This is a genomic window from Streptococcus sp. UBA632 (genome assembly GCF_002300045.1).
GTDB lineage: Bacteria > Bacillota > Bacilli > Lactobacillales > Streptococcaceae > Streptococcus > Streptococcus alactolyticus.
Genome location: NZ_DBPA01000019.1, coordinates 27,948 through 44,442, shown reverse-complemented (window position 1 = coordinate 44,442; position 16,495 = coordinate 27,948). Strand labels below are relative to the sequence as shown.

The 16,495-nt window shown below is 41.0% G+C and carries 19 protein-coding genes; 17 read left to right on the top strand and 2 right to left on the bottom strand.

Translation table 11 applies throughout. The annotated features are described in order from the left end of the window. Positions 1-4: 4 nt before the first annotated feature. Positions 5-1,684, top strand: coding sequence for an endolytic transglycosylase MltG (mltG, locus tag B3473_RS02410; RefSeq protein ID WP_154454757.1), 1,680 nt, complete (start codon positions 5-7; stop codon positions 1,682-1,684). A gap of 79 nt (positions 1,685-1,763) precedes the next feature. After that, positions 1,764-2,246 (top strand): transcription elongation factor GreA, encoded by a 483-nt coding sequence (gene greA / locus B3473_RS02405; protein WP_154454756.1) that lies wholly within the window; start codon positions 1,764-1,766, stop codon positions 2,244-2,246. Between the two features lie 81 nt (positions 2,247-2,327). Here the strand turns inward: greA and yidC are convergent, their stop codons facing one another. Both yidC and B3473_RS02395 read right to left on the bottom strand, forming a co-directional pair. Then, the gene (gene yidC / locus B3473_RS02400; RefSeq protein ID WP_154454755.1) at positions 2,328-3,257 is read right to left on the bottom strand and encodes a membrane protein insertase YidC; all 930 of its coding nucleotides are present in this window, start codon (positions 3,255-3,257) and stop codon (positions 2,328-2,330) included. A 103-nt stretch (positions 3,258-3,360) separates the two neighbouring features. Further along, positions 3,361-3,639, bottom strand: a complete 279-nt coding sequence (locus tag B3473_RS02395) for an acylphosphatase (RefSeq protein WP_154454754.1) — start codon at positions 3,637-3,639, stop codon at positions 3,361-3,363. Positions 3,640-3,730: 91 nt separating this feature from the next. Between B3473_RS02395 and B3473_RS02390 the strand changes: the two genes are divergently transcribed. From B3473_RS02390 to scpB, 15 genes are all read left to right on the top strand, one after another. Then, positions 3,731-4,729, top strand: a complete 999-nt coding sequence (locus B3473_RS02390) for a LacI family DNA-binding transcriptional regulator (protein WP_293651145.1) — start codon at positions 3,731-3,733, stop codon at positions 4,727-4,729. 215 nt (positions 4,730-4,944) lie between these two features. Further along, complete coding sequence (locus B3473_RS02385; protein WP_235280773.1) at positions 4,945-6,321, top strand: glycoside hydrolase family 32 protein; 1,377 nt, start codon at positions 4,945-4,947, stop codon at positions 6,319-6,321. A 17-nt stretch (positions 6,322-6,338) separates the two neighbouring features. Continuing rightward, positions 6,339-7,613 (top strand): oligosaccharide MFS transporter, encoded by a 1,275-nt coding sequence (locus B3473_RS02380; RefSeq protein ID WP_293651144.1) that lies wholly within the window; start codon positions 6,339-6,341, stop codon positions 7,611-7,613. Between the two features lie 49 nt (positions 7,614-7,662). After that, positions 7,663-8,406: a TrmH family RNA methyltransferase gene (locus tag B3473_RS02375; protein WP_154454521.1), complete on the top strand. Its 744-nt coding sequence runs from the start codon at positions 7,663-7,665 to the stop codon at positions 8,404-8,406. Positions 8,407-8,513: 107 nt separating this feature from the next. Then, positions 8,514-8,987, top strand: coding sequence for an HD domain-containing protein (locus tag B3473_RS02370; RefSeq protein ID WP_154454522.1), 474 nt, complete (start codon positions 8,514-8,516; stop codon positions 8,985-8,987). A 42-nt stretch (positions 8,988-9,029) separates the two neighbouring features. Continuing rightward, positions 9,030-9,719 (top strand): Bax inhibitor-1/YccA family protein, encoded by a 690-nt coding sequence (locus tag B3473_RS02365; protein ID WP_168260420.1) that lies wholly within the window; start codon positions 9,030-9,032, stop codon positions 9,717-9,719. Between the two features lie 116 nt (positions 9,720-9,835). Then, entirely contained in the window at positions 9,836-11,077 is a 1,242-nt protein-coding gene (locus tag B3473_RS02360) for a diaminopimelate decarboxylase (protein WP_167510357.1), read from the top strand. 137 nt (positions 11,078-11,214) lie between these two features. After that, positions 11,215-11,457: a YneF family protein gene (locus B3473_RS02355; RefSeq protein WP_154454525.1), complete on the top strand. Its 243-nt coding sequence runs from the start codon at positions 11,215-11,217 to the stop codon at positions 11,455-11,457. A gap of 147 nt (positions 11,458-11,604) precedes the next feature. Continuing rightward, positions 11,605-12,438, top strand: a complete 834-nt coding sequence (racE, locus tag B3473_RS02350; RefSeq protein ID WP_168260421.1) for a glutamate racemase — start codon at positions 11,605-11,607, stop codon at positions 12,436-12,438. Beyond that, positions 12,428-13,450, top strand: a complete 1,023-nt coding sequence (locus B3473_RS02345; protein WP_293651143.1) for a nucleoside-triphosphate diphosphatase — start codon at positions 12,428-12,430, stop codon at positions 13,448-13,450. The genes racE and B3473_RS02345 overlap by 11 nt, the downstream gene beginning before the upstream one ends. Then, a complete protein-coding gene (locus B3473_RS02340) occupies positions 13,429-13,953 on the top strand; it encodes a metallophosphoesterase (protein ID WP_168260423.1) in 525 nt (174 codons plus the stop codon). The genes B3473_RS02345 and B3473_RS02340 overlap by 22 nt, the downstream gene beginning before the upstream one ends. Further along, complete coding sequence (gene cbpB, locus B3473_RS02335) at positions 13,950-14,423, top strand: cyclic-di-AMP-binding protein CbpB (protein ID WP_168260424.1); 474 nt, start codon at positions 13,950-13,952, stop codon at positions 14,421-14,423. The genes B3473_RS02340 and cbpB overlap by 4 nt, the downstream gene beginning before the upstream one ends. Continuing rightward, a complete protein-coding gene (gene xerD, locus B3473_RS02330; RefSeq protein WP_168260497.1) occupies positions 14,413-15,153 on the top strand; it encodes a site-specific tyrosine recombinase XerD in 741 nt (246 codons plus the stop codon). Before cbpB ends, xerD begins: the two co-directional genes overlap by 11 nt. After that, a complete protein-coding gene (locus B3473_RS02325) occupies positions 15,153-15,887 on the top strand; it encodes a segregation/condensation protein A (RefSeq protein WP_168260425.1) in 735 nt (244 codons plus the stop codon). Before xerD ends, B3473_RS02325 begins: the two co-directional genes overlap by 1 nt. Positions 15,888-15,898: 11 nt before the next feature. Next, on the top strand, positions 15,899-16,465 hold the full coding sequence (scpB, locus tag B3473_RS02320) for an SMC-Scp complex subunit ScpB (protein WP_154454531.1): 567 nt from the start codon (positions 15,899-15,901) through the stop codon (positions 16,463-16,465). Positions 16,466-16,495: the final 30 nt, after the last annotated feature.

Here is a 16,495-nt window from a genome sequence, read left to right as displayed (position 1 = left end):
AGCTTTGACCGAACGTCACGACGATAAGCCAAAAACTCACAAGAAAAAAAGTTTTAAGGAGCAGATTTTAGCGGATTTGCAGGAAGCTAGGCAGTTGCGTCAGCAGCAACATTTAGCCGAGCAAGTCAAAGAAGCTGCAGCCAAATCAGAAGTTCAGGACAATCAGGATTCGGCACTTGCCAATAAGACCGATCAGTCACAACTTTTTGACGAAGATACGCATGAAGTCAAATGCCAGCTTGAAGAAAAGGCTCAGTCGGCTTTAGCTGAAAATCGCATTCAGACGGAAGTAGAACGTTCGAGCATTGACGAGGCTCTAGAAACGATTCAACAAGCCTTTACTCCTGAAACGCTGGAAAAACAGGAACAAGAAAGCTATTTTGTACGGGCGACAGATGGGGTTGGCTCTACGGGAATGCCAGATATCCCGATTGAGATGCTCTATGAGGAGGACTCATCCGAAGATAGCCAAGAAACAGACAACTCTTTTGAGCCTGAGCCAGAATCGCCAGCAGAAACAGAAGAACATTTGGAGAACACAGTGGGTAGAAAACGTCAACGAACAGATAATCTTGCCAAACGCATTGCTTTGGTACTCATCACAGTGATTATTATTGCACTCGGAGCTACCGGTTTTTTTGTTTACCATTATGTAGATAGTGCCATTAAACCTTTGGATAAAACCTCAATCAAATACATCACGGTTGATATTCCAGAAGGCTCTGGGAACAAATACATCGGACAAATCCTTGAAAAAGCAGGGGTTATCAAGAGTGCTACGGTGTTTAATTACTACACCAAGTTTAAAAATTATAGCAATTTCCAAAGCGGTTACTACAATTTGCAACCGAGCATGGATTTGGATGAGATTTGCAGCTTGTTGAAACAAGGCGGAACGGCAGAGCCTGAAAAACCAGCCCTTGGTAAGATCTTGATTCCAGAAGGTTATACCATTAAGCAAATCTCAGAAGCGATCACCAAAAACAAGGCGGACAAGGATGCCTTGACACCATTTAGCTCAGACGACTTTTTAAACGTTGTTCAAGATGAGAACTTCATCGCCAAAATGGTTGAAAAATACCCGCGCTTGTTAGGTGACTTACCAAGTGCCGACCAAGCCACTTATCGTTTGGAGGGCTACCTTTTTCCAGCAACGTATAGCTACTATAAAGAAACCAGCATGGAAGATTTGGTGGAACAAATGATTGCGACCATGGATTCTTATATGTCTAGCTACTACGATACCATTGCTGCAAAAGGCATGACAGTCAATGAAGTCTTAACCCTTGCTTCACTGGTGGAAAAAGAAGGCTCAACCGACGAGGACCGCCGCAACATTGCCAGCGTCTTTTACAACCGTCTAAATGCTGGCATGCCTTTACAAAGTAATATCGCTATCTTGTACGCCATGGGCAAACTCGGCGAGGAAACAACTCTGGAGGCAGACGCAAGTATTGACACAGGAATTGATTCGCCGTATAATATTTATACCCATACGGGCTTGATGCCTGGACCTGTGGATAACCCAGGATTATCAGCAATTGAAGCTGTGATAAATCCAGCAACAACCAATTACTATTACTTTGTTGCGGATGTCAAGACAGGTAATGTCTACTATTCGGAAAACTACGATGACCATGAAAAGAATGTTCACAAATACGTTAATAGTCAGTTATCTGAGTAATAAATACGTACAAGCATGATGTGTTTCGCATCATGTTTGTATTTGTTGTTTATATAAAATTATAGAAAAGAGATAGAAAATGGCAGAAAAAACTTATCCCATGACCCTAGCTGAAAAAGAGCAGCTAGAACAAGAATTAGAAAATCTTAAATTGGTTCGACGCCCAGAAGTCGTTGAACGTATTAAAATTGCTCGTTCTTACGGTGACTTGTCTGAAAACTCTGAGTACGATGCAGCCAAAGATGAACAAGCTTTCGTTGAAGGGCAAATTCAAATTTTGGAAACTAAAATTCGTTATGCTGAAATTATTGATAGCGAAGCTGTTGCCAAAGACGAAGTTGCTATTGGTAAAACCGTTGTTGTTCAAGAAGTGAACACAACTGACCAAGATGTTTACCACATTGTTGGAGCTGCTGGTGCGGATATCTTCTCAGGTCGTATCTCTAACGAAAGCCCAATCGCTCAAGCTTTGATTGGTAAAAAGACAGGTGACATCGTTACAATTGAATCACCTGCTGGAAGCTATGACGTTGAAATTTTGAGCGTGGAAAAAACAGCTTAATGACAAGAAGGTTTACAAGCCTTCTTTTTATTGCAACAAAAAGGCCGCCATTCCTATCAGAATGACGGTCTTTTGAATGTTTTAGCGACGTTTTCGTTGTTTTCCAGCGTTACGTTTTGCCTTACGAGCTTGATTATTAGTGTTATTTAATTGTGCTTTGTTAGCGTTTGGTGTAACGTCTTTACGGCTGGTTGATTTGTAAGTTTTTGGAGGATTGTTTTTAAATTCCTCTTCAATGCGATGACGAAGTCTTGGTTTAATAACAAACATGGTAATTAATTGTTGGAAGATCGAGAAGATACCACCGACTAACCAGTAAAGCAAGACGCTGGCTGACATTCCCATACCCATGAAGACCATCATCAATGGCATCACGTACATGGTACCACGCATAGCTGCACGTTGTTCTTCAGCTACACCTTGCATTGACAACCATGATTGGAAGAGGTACAAGATAGCGATGACTGCTGTCAACGGAATACTACGTGTTCCAAGGTCAATTCCCATGAAGGTACTTTCAGAAACCCCTTGAGTGTATTGGGCTGCGAAGTACAAGGCTGAGAAGAATGGCATTTGGATAAGCAGTGGCAAGCATCCCATGCCTCCAAGCATGTTAATACCGTTTTCTCTTTGAGCTGCCATCAATTCCATTTGGGCAGCAGCTTTTTCTTCTTGAGTTGTCGCATTTCGCATACGCTCATTGATTGGCTCAAAGACAGGTTTTAAGAAAGCCATCTTTTCAGATTGGTAACTTGCCTTCCAAGATTGGTAAAGCCCTAAAGGTAGGATAATGAGGCGGACAATAACGGTGACTAAGATAATGGCTAAGCCAAAACCAAGCCCCATGTTATTAGCGAAATACTGGATGAGTTTTGCCATCGGCTCCCCAAGAATGTTCCAAACGGTTCCTGTTGGGTTACCACTAGAATCGACACTGACACAGCCAGATAAAGTTAACAATAACGATAAACTAAGTCCCGATAAGAGGACACGATTTAATTTTTTGTTCAATTGATTATTCCTTTAAAAATATAATACCCTACTATTTTACTTTTTTTTAGGCAAATTCTCAATACATCTATGGTCCTAATTTTTGATAGATTGGTGACAAAGATTAGTTGGCGATGCGAAAATCCTTAAAATCTTCAGAGTTATCCATTTTGACATCAACATAGGTCACTTTGGCCCATTGTGACGGCCCTTTGCGTACTTCCTGAATAAATTTTGCCATTTTAGCAGCATCTTGGGATTGAGCTAGGATTTCCACAGTGCCGTCATCATTATTCCAAACCCGCCCATAAATATCCCCAATTTGAAGGGCTATTGCATAAGTTGAGTAGCGAAAACCAACGCCTTGCACACGACCAGACACAATCAAACGCACTTTTTTCATCTCAAATTCCTCCCCTAATAATATTATAGTCTTCTTATGCGTTTATTATATCATAAAGCTGATTAGGCTGGCTTATGATATAATAGAAAGCATGAAAGATACGTCACATACTCGTCCAAAATTAGAAGATGTTGCTCGCCTAGCAGGTGTTTCTAAAACAACTGTTTCTAGGGTTTTAAATAATCGAGGTTACTTAAGCGAGAAAACCATTCAGAAGGTAAACGATGCCATGGCAGCTTTAGGCTATCAACCCAATATCATTGCTCGTCAATTGTTCCAACAAAAGACTTATCTAGTTGGTTTAATCTTTCCTACAGTCAATAATCCTTTTTTTGCACAATTAGAAGCTGAAATGGAGCGTTTATTGTATAAAAGAGGTTATAAGGTGTTGATGGGAAATTCACAAAACGATCCAGATAAGGAAGAAGACTACCTCAAACAACTCCTAACCCATCAAGTAGATGGTCTGATTGTAGGTGCTCATAATCAAGGCTTAAAGGAATATAGCCACCATAATCTTCCGATTGTTTCAATTGACCGCATTATGAACGATGACATTCCAGTCGTGTCGTCTGATAACTTTCAAGGTGGTAAACTAGCCACGGAGAGGTTACTAAAAAGAGGTTGTCGTTATGTGGTGCATACAAATGGTCCACTAAATCTGAATACGCCTGCCCAACAAAGACGGCTTGCTTATGAAAGTGTGATGGAAGCCCACGGTCTTAAACCGATTACTTATCACATTGATTTTAATATTAGTCAGGAAGAAAAAAGAGAAGTTCTACGTTGTATTTTTGAAGAACATCCACTGGTTGATGGCATATTTGCCTCTAACGATACCGATGCGGCTATTTTATTGTCTTTAGCAAGAGAGTATAATCGTGAAGTTCCTCGTGATTTAAAAATTATTGGATATGACGGTGCCGATATGACACAATTATTGTTGCCACATCTCTCAACAATCCAACAACCGATTAATCAAATGGCAAAAACAGCTGTAAACCTCTTAGAAAATCGCATGAATGGTAAAGTAAGTCAATCTAATACTCATATTTTACCTGTTAAACTCCTAGATAATGGCACTTGTTAACGGTAATAAGTCCTACAAGGCTTTCTAATATATAAAAGTATATAAAAGCAATTTATCATCAGGATAGGTTGTTTTTTCAGTTAATCACATAAAATTAAAAAATATTATATCAACCGGTTGATATATAAAAATGAAAGCGCTATAATGAATGTATTCCTTAAAGGAAAACGATTTCACAATATGTTAACCGGTTATCATATCAAGAGGAGAAAAAAATGGAAACAATGACTGTGAACAACGATCGCTATCGTCTTGGCTATCATGTTATGGCTAAAGCTGGCTGGATTAATGACCCAAATGGATTTTCGTATTTCAAAGGTTACTACCATATCTTCTATCAATATTACCCTTATGGATCAGATTGGGGTCCAATGCACTGGGGACATGCTAGAAGTAAAGATTTAGTGCATTGGGAAACGCTACCAATTGCTCTGGAACCCACTATTGAAGATGGTTGTTTTTCAGGAAGTGCTGTTGAGTATGATGGAAAACTGTGGTTGATTTATACTGGACATCATTATACAGATCCTAATGATCAAGAGCAATTCTACGAAGATCAAAATCTAGCTTACAGTACAGATGGCATTCATTTTACCAAATATGAAGGTAATCCAGTTTTAACGACACCAAGTGGTAATACAAAACATTTTAGAGATCCAAAAGTGTGGCAAGATGGTGATACTTTTTATATGGTTTTAGGAAGTCAAGGTGAAGATGGTTTAGGAAGAGCCTTGCTTTATCAATCACACAATCTGATTGACTGGAAGGAATTACCTATCCTTGATAAAGCAAGTAACTTGGAAGATGAAGGTTACATGTGGGAGTGTCCAGATTTCTTCCGTCTAAATGGTGAAGATATCTTGTTGATGTCGCCACAAGGTTTAGAGCCAAAAGGCGACAAATATCGCAACCTTAACCAAACAGGCTATCTTATGGGACAATTGAAAGAAGACTTTACCTTATCACGTAGTTCATTCATAGAAATTGATAATGGTCATGATTTCTATGCGACACAAACATTATTGACGCCAGATGGACGTCGCGTGATGATTGCATGGATGAATGCTTGGGATTCACCAATGTATGAAAAGGCAGATGGCTGGGCAGGAGCTCTCACTCTTCCGCGTGAATTGGTTATCCGTCATGGAAAAATCTATCAATTGCCAATCAAAGAGTTGAAATCGTTACGTGAAGCTTGTGAATTTAGTGGAACGTTGGAAGCTCATAGCAAATATGAATTGGCTCGTACCAGTGAATTCGAGATGGCTATAAAAGGAGTAACATCAGGAAAACTCCTAACCCTAAGTGACGGTGACAATCAGTTAGATTTAACAGTTGATTTGTCTGGACAACGCTTGATTCTAAATCGTAGCACAACCGATGGCGAACGTGTTGCTCATCTTGACTTGACCGATGAAATGACGTTACAAGTCTATATTGATAAGAGTTCAGTGGAAATTTTTGTGAATGAAGGTAGCGTTACCTTTACAGAAAGAATTTACTGGAATCATGCAATTGAACTTTCTTTAGACCAAGCATGTGATAATCAAACCCACATCTATCGATTGGAAGAAGAAGCTAATACCTACTAATTTGGAGGCTAGGAGTCATGAAGTCTTTGAAAAAACAATTTGACAATCCCTTTTATGCAAGTAATTCCTTGTCAATCTTGCTCTTCTTCACAGGTTGGGGAATTTGGTGGTCATTCTTCCAGATATGGTTGACCAGCAAGCAAGGCTTTTCAGGTTCACAAGTTGGAACCATTTATTCTTTTAACTCTGCTATTACCTTGATTTTGATGTTTGTCTATGGTTCTATTCAAGACAAATTGGGAATCAAAAAGACACTTTTGATGTTTTGTGTAGGATGTGAGATTTTCTTAGGACCTTTCTTCACATGGATTTACGTTCCTATGCTAAAAAGTCAGTTTTATGTGGGAGTTTTACTAGGATCTTTATACTTATCCGTTGCATTTTTAGCGACTTCGCCGACATTTGAAGCTTTGGCAGAACGTATGGGAAGACGTTTTAACTTTGAATACGGTCAAGCGCGTGCTTGGGGTTCATTTGGTTATGCTGTGGCGGCTTTGGTGGCAGGTTTCCTATTTACCATAAATGCTTATTTGATTTTCTGGGTAGGATCTGCTTTTGCAGTTGTGTTGCTCTTGGTCCTTATTTTCTTTAGACCAGAAGATGATGAAGAAAAACTCCAGCAATTTGAGAATTTGGCTGAAAATCAAAAAGAAGATAAATCCCCTTCTATGGCTGAAATCTTAAACGTGTTTAAGATGATTGATTTGTGGAAAATTATCATTTTTATCATGATGAGTTGGGCTTTCTATACCGTATTTGACCAACAGATGTTCCCTGACTTCTTTACTAAATTCTTTAGTACACCTGCCATTGGTCAACAGGCATATGGGGTTCTCAATTCAATGGAAGTCTTTTTAGAATCCATTATGATGGGATTGGTTCCTATCATGATGCGCAAAACAGGTGTTCGTAAAAGCCTTCTTATTGGACTGGTTATCATGGTTTTACGTATCGGTAGTTGTGGTTTAGTGACCAATCCTTTAGGCGTTTCTATTATTAAACTTCTACACGCACCAGAAACGGCCATCTTTATTCTAGCGATGTTCCGTTACTTCACACTTCACTTTGATACACGTATTTCAACAACGCTTTACATGGTTGGTTTCCAAATTGCGGCTCAGGTAGGACAAATTATTTTCTCTACGCCATTTGGAGCCTTGCATGATAAGATTGGTTATCAAAAAACCTTCTTGGTGGTATCTGGTATTGTGACGTTGTCTGCTATTTATGCCTTCTTTATTCTCAAAAAAGACGATAAAGATGTTAATGGACAACCATTAGAAATGAGCTAAAATAGTGCTGAAATCTCCTTTTTGGGAGATTTTTTGTTATAATAGCAACATGCTAACGATAACTTCTAAATCCAATAATCTCATTAAAAAAACGAAAAAATTATTGCAAAAGAAATACCGGCAGTCGTCTTATTTGATTGAGGGCTGGCATTTGTTTGAAGAGGCGGAAAAAGCAGGGGCGACTTTTGTGAATGTCTTTGTTTTGGAAGCTTTTGTTGAGCGCATCAGCCATTTGCCAAAGGTAACAGTGGTGACTCCTGAAGTATTGAGGGAGTTGACTGATTCTAAGGCACCACAGGGCATTATTGCTGAAGTTGCGATGCCGCAGTTGCCCCTTGAAGCGCTAAAAGCAGGACGCTACTTGGTCTTGGAGGATGTTCAGGACCCTGGAAATGTCGGGACCATGATTCGGACAGCAGATGCGGCTGGCTTAGATGGTGTGATTATTTCGGAAAAATCAGCCGATATTTACAATCAAAAAACGCTGCGTTCTATGCAGGGCAGCCATTTTCACCTACCTGTTTGGCGAATGGATATGGCGGTTGCTTGCGAGCAGTTCCACACATTAAACCTACCTGTGCTGGCTAGCACCTTGTCATCAGATTCGATTGACTACAAGGACTTTGCGGCTCCGCAGCAGTTTGCTTTGGTCATGGGCAATGAAGGCAATGGCATTTCGGAAAATATGGCGCAACAAGCAACCCATTTGGTTCACATTAGCATGCCTGGTCAAGCAGAGAGTTTGAATGTGGCTGTGGCAGCTGGTATTTTGCTTTTTCACTTGATAGCTTAGGTCTTAAGCCTTCTCTTATTTCACTTTAATTTAAGATATTATGCTATAATTAAGTTGAGAGAAAGGGGGCGGGTTACACGGAAGCCTATAAAAAAGACAAAGAATTTATGGACCTTGTTGGTCATATCATCCAACATCCTCGTTTTCAAAAATTAGATAAGATTACCCAACACCACTATTCAACTCGGATGGAGCATTCCATCGACGTGGCTTATACGAGTTATCGTATTGCTAAAAAATTGGGTTGGGATGAAAAAGCTACCGCACGTGGCGGACTCTTGCATGACTTTTTCTATTACGATTGGAGAGTTACAAAATTTAACAAAGGGCACGCTTGGGTTCACCCTCGAATCGCTGTTCGTAACGCACGGAAATTGGTGGACTTAACAAAACGTGAAGAGGATATTATTTTAAAACACATGTGGGGGGCTACTATTGCGCCACCACGCTACAAAGAAGGTTATATTGTTACGATGGTTGACAAATATTGTGCGGTTAAAGAAGCGATGACGCCTTTGCGAAAACGATTTACCAAACGCAGACGTTACAGCCGCAAGATTTTACCAAGCAATCATCGTTAATATAGAATAGACATTATCTCTTTATTACAGAAAGGAAAGTATATGGATAATAATGTTATTTATGCTCAAAATGACGGGGCATTAAGTCGCTTTTTTGCTAAGATTTATGGATTAGTCGGCATGGGAATTGGGCTATCAGCCTTTGTCTCATACCTCATGCTTTATGTCTTTTCAGACAATATGGTAAATATTATCACTTATCATCCAATGGTTTATTACGTTGCTATCTTTTTAGAACTTGCCCTAGTATTTATGGCAAGTAACGCTGCGCGTCGCAACACACCTGCGGCCTTGCCACTATTTCTATTTTATTCGGCCTTAAACGGCTTTACCTTGAGCTTTGTTTTAGCAGCTTACACGCAGGCGACTGTTTTCCAAGCCTTTATCTCATCAGCTTTAGTCTTTTTTGCTATGTCAATGGTTGGTTTCTTTACGAAACGTGATTTATCAGGCATGACCAAGGCTTTGATGGCGGCTTTGATTGGGATTATCATCGCTAGCTTTGTGAATCTCTTCATTGGTTCTGGCGGTATGAGTTACATCATCAGCATTGTATCTGTGTTGATTTTCTCAGGTTTAATTGCTTATGACAATCAAATGATTAAGCGTGTGTTTGCAAGCACTGGTGGTCAAGTCAATGACGGTTGGGCTATCTCAATGGCCTTGAGCCTTTACCTCGACTTCATTAACTTGTTCTTAAACTTGCTTCGTATTTTCGGAAAGGACGATTAATACCTTAACTGACAAGCTGGCACTATTGGTGCTGGCTTTTTTTTAGCTATCTTTTGGTGATTTTGTGGCTTTATGATATAATAATCATAATATTTTGACAATTTAGAGGAGTCCTGATGAAAACACCGTTTATTTCAGCTAAAGAACTTGAAACTATTACCGATACTTACCCAACTCCCTTTCATTTGTATGATGAAAAGGGCATTCGTGAAAAAGCGCGTGCTGTCAATAAGGCATTTGCTTGGAATAAGGGATTTAAAGAGTATTTTGCCGTTAAAGCTACCCCAACACCTGCGATTTTGAAGATTTTGCAAGAGGAAAATTGTGGCGTGGATTGTGCAACGGAAGTGGAATTGTTGATGAGCCATAAACTGGGATTTACGGATATCATGTTTTCATCAAACGACACCCCAGCTCGTGAATTTCAATACGCTAAAAAAATCGGTGCGACAATCAATTTAGACGCGTATGAGCACATTGCTTTCTTGAAAGAAGTGGCAGGTTTGCCTGACACGATTTCCCTTCGCTACAATCCTGGTGGCGTCTTTGCCCTTGGGACAGACATCATGGACAATCCCAACGAATCTAAATTTGGGATGACCAAGGAGCAATTGCTCAAAGGGATTCAGGAACTCAAAGCCCAAGGTGTGAAGCATTTTGGTGTGCATTCCTTCTTGGCGTCAAATACCGTCACAAACGATTACTACCCAGAATTAGCTCGCCAACTGTTTGAATTGGCTGTTGAAATCCAGGAAAAAACAGGTGTTGCCATTGATTTTGTCAATTTGTCAGGAGGAATTGGGGTCAATTATCTACCAAGTCAAGAAGCCAATGACATAGCGGTTATAGGGGAAGGTGTGCATCGTGCTTTTGATGATGTCTTGGTTCCAGCGGGACTTGGTGAGGTCAAGATTTTCACAGAATTAGGGCGTTTCATGTTGGCACCGCATGGGTTGTTGGTCACAAAAGTATTGCATCGTAAACAAACCTACCGTACCTATATCGGCGTTGATGCCTCTGCGGTGAATTTAATGCGTCCTGCTATGTATGATGCTTACCATCACATTACCAACATGAGCAATCCAAATGGCAAACTGGAAACCGTTGATGTGGTGGGGTCTTTGTGTGAAAACAACGATAAATTTGCGAAACAAAGGGAATTGCCTGAGGCGCGTGTCGGGGATATCTTGGTTATTCATGACACAGGGGCACATGGCTTTTCAATGGGTTACCAATACAACGGTCGCTTGCGTTCGGCTGAAATTCTTTACCAAGAGGACGGCACTGCTCGTTTGATTCGTCGTGCGGAAATCCCAGAGGATTACTTTGCGACCATTGAAGGATTTGATTTTGACTAGAGCGATAGCCATTTTGAGCCAAAACTTTTAAGGGAAAAAGAAAGGGGATAAAAGCGCTTAGGCGTTTGTAAACTCTTTCTATTTTTCCCTATTTTTGCTATAATGAGTGGTGTAAAAAATTTAGGAGAAAGATAATCATGACAACATTTCTTTGGATTCTGTTAATTTTGGTTGCCCTTCTTGGTGGGCTTGTTGGTGGTGTTTTCATTGCTCGTCGACAATTTGAAAGAGAAGTGGCTGAACACCCACGTTTAACGCCAGACGCTATTCGTGAAATGATGAGCCAAATGGGTCAAAAACCGAGCGAAGCTAAAATTCAACAGACTTATCGAAATATTATTAAACAATCAAAAGCAGCAGCTGCTAAAAATAGACGATAAGCTAGCGTTTCATCCCTTATGAGAAGTGGCAAGAGACCATAACTCCTAAGGGCTGATTGACTTTTCGAGCACAGAGCTCAGAAATGAATGACTCAGTTGCCTCGCCAACTGGGTTTTTTATAAGTCCATGATTAGAAAGAAGATGTTATGGATAATAGACCAATTGGTTTTTTAGATTCTGGTGTTGGTGGCTTGACCGTGGTGCGTGAGTTGATGCGTCAACTTCCGTATGAAGAAATTGTCTATATTGGGGACTCTGCTAGAGCGCCTTATGGGCCACGACCAGCCGAGCAAATTCGAAAATACACGTGGGAATTGGTGCAGTTTTTATTGACACAAAACGTCAAGATGATTGTTTTTGCTTGCAATACTGCAACAGCAGTCGCTTGGGAAGAAGTGAAGGAAAAATTGGATATTCCTGTCTTGGGTGTGATTTTGCCAGGGTCTAGCGCAGCCATTAAATCAACGCGCAGCGGCAAAATCGGGATCATTGGCACGCCGATGACAATCAAATCGGATATTTACCGCCAAAAAATTATGTCCCTAGCCCCACAAATGACCGTTTTGAGTCTATCTTGCCCTAAATTTGCTCCCTTGGTGGAATCAAACGAAATGGCGTCAAGTGTCGCCAAAAAAGTGGTTTATGAAACGCTGGCATCGCTTGTTGGCAAAGTGGATACCTTGGTGCTTGGTTGCACACATTACCCTTTGTTGCGTCCTATCATTCAAAATGTCATGGGGCCAGAGGTTAAGTTAATTGATAGCGGAGCAGAGTGTGTGCGGGATGTTTCCGTGCTGCTTAATTATTTTCAAATCAATCACAGCCGTATCCCAAATCAATCCATACCCGTTTTTTATACCACAGCCAGCACGCAAAGTTTTAGAGAAATCGCCATGAATTGGCTAAATACAGATATTGACGTCAGACACGTTGATTTGCAAGCACAAGATGAAGGAGTTGGATTAGAAAATGACGGATAAGATTTATGAATACAAAGATGCGGACAATTGGTTTATCGGTGAATGGGGTGGCGCCAATGTGCTTCGTGGTTTTGAAGGCATTTGTGCCAACCACCTAGCTCGATTGAACTCAGAATTGTCAAAACTAACTAAGCATAAGCGTTGTCATAAAGATCATGGTAAGTGCCATTCTGACCAAGCCAAAAATGGCTATAACGTCACGGTTATCAAAAAAGCGTCTGATTTTCAGTTGATTCGTTTTGTGGTTGACATGATTAACCAAGAAAGCGATCGTCAGTTTGAAGTGGCACAACGAGCTGGTGCCGTCGTGGTGACTGAGGCTGATCATTTGCTCTTGGTGCACTTGCCTAAAGGGGGCGTGGACGCCAAAGCTTTCTTTGGGAATGCTTCTGAAACTGCTTTTGGTGATACCATTTTAATTGCCACACGCAACGAAGGCAAGACCAAAGAATTCCGCAAAATGTTTGAAAAACTAGGTATCAAGGTGGAAAATCTTAATGATTACCCTGATTTGCCTGAGGTCGCAGAAACTGGCACAACTTTTGAAGAAAATGCTCGTTTGAAAGCAGAAACCATTTCCAATTTAACGGGTAAGATGGTCTTGGCGGATGATTCTGGTTTGAAAGTGGATGCCCTAGGTGGCCTTCCAGGTGTTTGGTCAGCACGTTTTTCAGGACCAGACGCAACAGATGAATCCAATAATGCCAAACTCTTGCACGAACTGGCGATGGTTTTTGACCACAAAGACCGTTCTGCCCAATTCCACACAACCTTGGTGGTTGCAGCACCAGGCAAGGAAAGCCTAGTGGTTGAAGCGGATTGGCCGGGTTACATCGCTATGGAACCTAAGGGAGACAATGGTTTTGGTTATGACCCTTTGTTTATGGTCGGTGAAACAGGGCGTCATGCAGCTGAATTGACAGCTGAAGAAAAAAATAGCATCTCACACAGAGGATTGGCTGTTAAGAAATTAATGGAGGCATTCTCAGTATGGCAAGCAAAACAATCATAGTAATGAGTGACTCTCATGGGGACCGTGAGATTGTCGAGGACATCAAAAAAACGTATCAAGGCAAAGTAGATGCCATTTTCCACAATGGGGATTCTGAATTACCAAGTTCGGACCCTGTTTGGGAAGGAGGCATCCATGTGGTTCGTGGCAATTGTGATTATGACAATGGTTATCCTGAACGTTTGGTTACCCAACTTGGGGACATTACCATTGCTCAGACGCATGGTCATTTGTATAATATCAATTTCACGTGGGATAGATTGGATTTATTTGCTCAAGAAGCAGATGCGGATATTTGCCTTTATGGGCATTTGCACCGCCCTGCCGCTTGGCGAAATGGTAAAACCATTTTTATCAACCCAGGAAGCGTGTCACAACCACGTGGCGATGTACAAGAAAAATTGTACGCCAAAGTTGAGATTACACAGGATACTATCAAGGTGACTTACTACACACGTCACCATGACCTTTACCCTGCACTTTCTAAGGAATTTGACAGATGATAGCAAAAGAATTTGAAGATTTTCTGCTCAGCCATTTGGACCACTACCTCATTCCAGCAGATGAGTTAGCCATTTTTATTGATACGCATAATTCAGACCATGTTATGCTGCTGTTGGTCAATAATGGTTACTCTCGCGTGCCTGTTATTACCAAGGACAAGAAGTACGTGGGAACCATTAGCATCGCAGATATCATGTCTTATCAGGTCAAGCACCAGCTGACAGAATGGGAACTCAACCAGATGGATATTGGTCAAATGGTCAATACCAAAATCAAAACCATTCGCAAAGAGGCTGATTTGACTGAAATTATGCACTTGTTGGTGGATTATCCTTTCTTGCCAGTTTTAGATGATGACCAACAATTTTTGGGCATTATCACACGCCGCTCAATTTTAAAAGCGGTCAACAGCTTGTTGCACGATTTTACCAACCATTACACCATTACGCCAAAAGATGATGAAGAATGATATCACACGCTTTATAGCAAGTAAGCAACTGTCTGAGAGTTCTAAGAAGGCTTACTATTATGACTTGCAGCAGTTTGTTGAGGTGGTGGCTGGCAAAATCACACCTGAAAAATTGTCCTTGTATGAGCATTCCTTAGCAGACTTGAAAGTGTCGGCTAAAAAACGCAAACTATCAGCAGTTAATCAATTTCTGTATTTTCTGTATGAACAAGGCAAACTGGAGCGGTTTTATAAGCTGAACAATCAAGAAAAAATGGTAACTCAGCCAGCGGACTGTTCACTGTTAGATTACGGTTGTTTTTATCAGGAAACGAGCCAAAAAGCAGGGCAATTGATTGCCTTGTTGATAGTTGAATTGGGCTTGTTGCCTCAAGAAATTCAGCACTTAACCCCAGCCGATGTGGACAGTCAATTTGCGGTCTTGCGTCTGAAACGCTCTGGGATGGTGAGGATTTTGCAAGTGCCAGAACGGCTTTTGCCCTATTTAGTGGCACAATTGTCAGAAGGTCAGTATCTTTTTGACCATAAAGGAAAGCCTTATTCACGGCAATGGTTTTTCACTCAGCTCAAGGCTTTTTTAAGCACATACGGTTTTGAGACCTTATCCGCACAAGATTTACGGCAGCAGTACATTCTTCACCAAAAAGAGGCTGGCAAGTCTATTCTAGAAATCAGTAAGCAATTGGGGTTAAAAAGCCCGATAACATTAGAGAAATATTACACATCATAATGGATATTAAATTAAAAGATTTTGAAGGTCCTTTGGATCTGCTCTTGCATTTGGTGTCAAAATATCAGGTGGATGTTTATGACGTTCCGATTGTAGAGGTGATTGAACAATATTTGGCTTATATTTCGACCTTGCAAGCTATGAAGCTAGAAGTGGCGGGGGAGTACATGGTTATGGCGAGTCAGCTCATGCTCATCAAAAGTCGTAAGCTATTACCAAAAGTTGTGGAGCAAACGCCAGTAGAGGATGACCCCGAGCAAGAGCTTTTGTCGCAGATTGAGGAGTACCGTCGCTTTAAAGCCATCAGCGAGGAAATGTCTGCCCAGCACGACGAACGCTCTAAATTTTATTCCAAACCTAAGGAAGAGCTTATTTTTGAAGATGCAGTGCTGAATCATGACAAGACGGTTATGGATTTGTTTTTGTCCTTTTCGCAAGTCATGTCTGAAAAGCAAAAACGAATGGCAAGCACTCACACGGTCATTGAACGTGATGATTACCGTATCGAAGACATGATGATGACTCTTTCTGAGCGTTTGAATCAAACGCCGAGCCTATGTTTGGAGAGTATTTTTCAGGAATGTCAGACACGTTTGGAGATGGTGACGGTGTTTCTAGCGACTTTGGAATTGGTTAAGGTGCATGAAATCACGGTGGAACAAGACGAAACGTTTGGTAGTATTGTGGTGAAAAAGGCTGATAAACAGGTGCCATCTGATGCGTCAGCCATTTAAGAGGAGGCTATATGAATGATTTGGCACAATTAGAAGCGCTTCTTTTTGTGGCAGGAGAAGAGGGGCTGAGCTTGAGGTATTTGGCAGGAATGCTCCAGCTGACTCCTAGTCAGCTAAAAGAGCTCTTGCAGATCTTGGCTCAAAAATACGAGTCAGACGACACAACAGCCTTGTGCTTGATTGAAACGGCTGGACGTTATAAAATGGCTACCAAGGAGACATTTTCAGACTTGCTACGTGAATTTGCCAAGGCGCCTGTCAATCAGAGCTTGTCGCGTGCGAGTTTGGAAGTTCTGTCTATTATTGCCTATAAGCAGCCCATTACGCGTATTGAGATTGACGACATTCGTGGGGTCAATTCTAGCAGTGCGGTGAGTAAACTCTTGTCTTTGGGCTTGATTCAAGAAGCGGGGAAAAAAGAGGTTATCGGACGTCCCAATCTCTATGCCACAACAGATTATTTCTTGGATTTTATGGGGATTAATGACTTGACAGAATTGGTGGACGCCTCTCACATTGAGTTGGTGGATGAGGAAGTGTCGCTTTTTGGAGAAACAAAGCAGACAGATGACGCTTAGGCAGTCATTATTTTTGAGGATAGGAGTAAT

Coding starts and splice junctions, on each gene's coding strand:
- greA (WP_154454756.1), top strand. CDS start 1,764: ATGGCAGAAAAAACTTATCCCATGACCCTAGCTGAAAAAGAGCAGCTA.
- B3473_RS02395 (WP_154454754.1), bottom strand. CDS start 3,639: ATGAAAAAAGTGCGTTTGATTGTGTCTGGTCGTGTGCAAGGCGTTGGT.
- B3473_RS02390 (WP_293651145.1), top strand. CDS start 3,731: ATGAAAGATACGTCACATACTCGTCCAAAATTAGAAGATGTTGCTCGC.
- B3473_RS02385 (WP_235280773.1), top strand. CDS start 4,945: ATGGAAACAATGACTGTGAACAACGATCGCTATCGTCTTGGCTATCAT.
- B3473_RS02380 (WP_293651144.1), top strand. CDS start 6,339: ATGAAGTCTTTGAAAAAACAATTTGACAATCCCTTTTATGCAAGTAAT.
- B3473_RS02375 (WP_154454521.1), top strand. CDS start 7,663: ATGCTAACGATAACTTCTAAATCCAATAATCTCATTAAAAAAACGAAA.
- B3473_RS02370 (WP_154454522.1), top strand. CDS start 8,514: ATGGACCTTGTTGGTCATATCATCCAACATCCTCGTTTTCAAAAATTA.
- B3473_RS02365 (WP_168260420.1), top strand. CDS start 9,030: ATGGATAATAATGTTATTTATGCTCAAAATGACGGGGCATTAAGTCGC.
- B3473_RS02360 (WP_167510357.1), top strand. CDS start 9,836: ATGAAAACACCGTTTATTTCAGCTAAAGAACTTGAAACTATTACCGAT.
- B3473_RS02355 (WP_154454525.1), top strand. CDS start 11,215: ATGACAACATTTCTTTGGATTCTGTTAATTTTGGTTGCCCTTCTTGGT.
- racE (WP_168260421.1), top strand. CDS start 11,605: ATGGATAATAGACCAATTGGTTTTTTAGATTCTGGTGTTGGTGGCTTG.
- B3473_RS02345 (WP_293651143.1), top strand. CDS start 12,428: ATGACGGATAAGATTTATGAATACAAAGATGCGGACAATTGGTTTATC.
- B3473_RS02340 (WP_168260423.1), top strand. CDS start 13,429: ATGGCAAGCAAAACAATCATAGTAATGAGTGACTCTCATGGGGACCGT.
- cbpB (WP_168260424.1), top strand. CDS start 13,950: ATGATAGCAAAAGAATTTGAAGATTTTCTGCTCAGCCATTTGGACCAC.
- xerD (WP_168260497.1), top strand. CDS start 14,413: ATGAAGAATGATATCACACGCTTTATAGCAAGTAAGCAACTGTCTGAG.
- B3473_RS02325 (WP_168260425.1), top strand. CDS start 15,153: ATGGATATTAAATTAAAAGATTTTGAAGGTCCTTTGGATCTGCTCTTG.
- scpB (WP_154454531.1), top strand. CDS start 15,899: ATGAATGATTTGGCACAATTAGAAGCGCTTCTTTTTGTGGCAGGAGAA.